The organism is Rhizobium sp. P1_C7 (assembly GCF_056406295.1).
Genome location: NZ_JBFUAL010000056.1, coordinates 1 through 2,643 on the forward strand (window position 1 = coordinate 1; position 2,643 = coordinate 2,643).

The 2,643-nt window shown below is 57.2% G+C and carries 2 protein-coding genes; both read left to right on the forward strand.

Annotated features, from left to right (window positions below):
• Nucleotides 1-182 precede the first annotated feature (182 nt).
• Complete coding sequence (gene istA, locus AC1D2R_RS32045) at nt 183-1,700, forward strand: IS21 family transposase (RefSeq protein ID WP_477973842.1); 1,518 nt, start codon at nt 183-185, stop codon at nt 1,698-1,700.
• Nucleotides 1,697-2,536, forward strand: coding sequence for an IS21-like element helper ATPase IstB (gene istB, locus AC1D2R_RS32050; protein WP_477973844.1), 840 nt, complete (start codon nt 1,697-1,699; stop codon nt 2,534-2,536). The genes istA and istB overlap by 4 nt, the downstream gene beginning before the upstream one ends.
• Nucleotides 2,537-2,643: the final 107 nt, after the last annotated feature.

Below are 2,643 nucleotides of genomic sequence, written 5' to 3' on the forward strand. Positions count from 1 at the left end.
TGCGGCGCGACAATCAGGATGAGAATGCGCGTCAATCAAGATGAGAATCTGTCAGCCCTGCTGGAACGTAGGGAGGGCGTAGCCCTGCCGGAGTTCCAGCAGGGCTGACGGCGAGATTTTTCGGCTCGTTTGTGTATCGCGGCCGGCCCAGTATCGAGGTGTATTCCTGAGAGGAGCACCGATTGCCGGGTCGCCATGTAAACGATCATCAAATGAGGCTTTTTATGACGTTGCGTCAGACGCATTCGGTCACCGTTGCGGCCGCCAAATCCTCCATAAGCGTTGCCACAGCCTACCGCCTTGATAGCGATGCCAGGCTACCGTCCCAAAAGAAGCCGGCGGCACGTGAACGGCGGCGCCCCGATCCACTCGTCGACATCTTCGACGCCGAAGTCGTGCCGATCCTGAAGTCCTCGCCAGGTATTCGATCTGTGGCCCTGTACGAGGAGATGCTGCGGCGTCATCCGGAACTCGGGCAGGGAATTCGGCGGACTTTGGAACGGCGGATCAGCGCATGGCGGGCAATACATGGCCAAGAACAGGAGGTTATCTTTCGGCAGGTTCATGAGCCAGGCAGGCTTGGACTATCCGACTTCACCGATATGGGCAGCATTGGCGTTCGCGTCGCCGGTGCGCCGCTTGATCATCTTCTTTATCACTTTCGTCTTGTCTGGTCCGGCTTTGAGCATGCGCACGTCATTTTGGGCGGAGAGAGCTTTGTCGCCCTGGCGGAAGGTTTGCAGAATGCTTTGTGGTCGGTGGGTGGGGCACCATTGAACCACCGAACGGATAGCCTCTCTGCTGCTTTCCGCAATCTCGACAACGACGCAAAGCGGGATTTGACGCAACGCTACGAGCAGCTCTGCGAGCACTACCTGATGACGCCGACGCGCAACAATAAGGGTATCGCCCATGAGAACGGCTCGATCGAAAGCTCCCATGGCCATCTCAAGAGTGCGATCAAAGACGCACTCTTGATGCGAGGTTCAAATGATTTCGACGACCTCGACAGCTATCGCAGCTTCATCGATGAGATTATCGGCCGTCGCAATGCGCTGAAGGGCAAGCGAACCGATGTGGAACGAATGCATCTGCAACGTTTGCCGCAGAGACGAACGACCGATTTCGAAGAGATCGTTCTGCGTGTCGCGCGTACGGGGGGCTTTACGTTGCGCAAAGTCTTCTACACCGTTCCTTCCCGACTAATCGGACACACGCTGCGCATTCGCCTTTTCGACGATCGCCTTGATCTGTTTGTCGGCGGAACACCATTGATGACACTGCCGCGAGGGCGCGCTCACTCCAGTGGCAAGCATAGTCAGATCGTCGACTATCGGCATGTCATTCATTCGCTGCGCCGCAAACCCATGGCTCTGCTCGGCCTTGTTTATCGCGATCAGCTCTTTCCACGGCAATCGTATCGGCAGACCTTCGACCTGTTGATTGAACGGATGCCGGAGAAGCAGGCGTGCAAGTTGATGGTCGAGCTCCTCGCACTTGCGCATGACCGCGGCTGCGAGGCTGAACTCGCCGACCAGCTTCAGCTCGGTCTCGACGCCGGTAAACTGCCGAACATGCAGCGCCTGAACGCATTGTTCGCTCCCGATCCGGCCGCGATACCCGGTGTCGTCGTCCAACTGGCTCCTCTTTCTAGCTACGAAGTTCTGCTCGCATCGGACGAGATGGGAGATGCAGCATGAAGAATAGCAGCTCCGTCGACGCCGCACGCCTTTCGCTGCTGCTCAATGAACTCCGCCTGCCAGCGATCAAAGTTCTGTGGCCGCAATTTGCCGAACAGGCCGACAAGGAAGGCTGGCCAGCAGCGCGCTTCCTTTCGGCCATTGCCGAGCACGAACTCTCAGAACGAGACCGGCGCAGGATTGAACGTCATCTCGCTGAAGCAAGACTGCCGCCCGGAAAGACAATCGACAGCTTCGACTTCGATGCCGTGCCAATGATCTCGAAAGCCCAGGTCATGGCGATCACCGCCGGCGACGCATGGATCGCAAAGGGAGCCAATGTCTTGATGTTCGGTCCACCGGGCGGCGGCAAGAGCCATTTGGCTGCCGCGATCGGGCTGGCACTCGTCGAGAACGGTTGGCGGGTTCTCTTCACGCGCACGACGGAGCTGGTTCAAAAGCTGCAAGTCGCTCGCCGCGAACTTCAACTGGAATCTGCGATCAACAAGCTCGAAAGATTCGATCTGCTCATTCTCGATGACCTTGCTTATGTCACCAAGGATCAGGCCGAAACCAGCGTTCTGTTTGAACTGATCTCCGCACGATACGAGCGTAAATCCATGCTGATTACGGCAAACCAGCCGTTTGGAGAATGGAACCGTGTATTCCCGGATCCGGCGATGACGCTCGCCGCGGTGGACCGGCTTGTTCATCACGCAACGATCTTCGAGATGAACGTCGAAAGTTACAGGCGTCGCTCTGCCATGGAGGCAAAACGCCAACGTGGAAGGCCGTCCTCATACGCGACAATCAACAACACAAACGAGATTGTCGCGGAGCGTCAATCAGACCAATGAATGACGCTTGCGAGCGTCAATCAAACAGATAAACTCACCCAGCCAGCGACACACAGGATTCTCATCCAGATTGTCGCGCGCCTCTCATCCAGATCGCCGCGCTATAG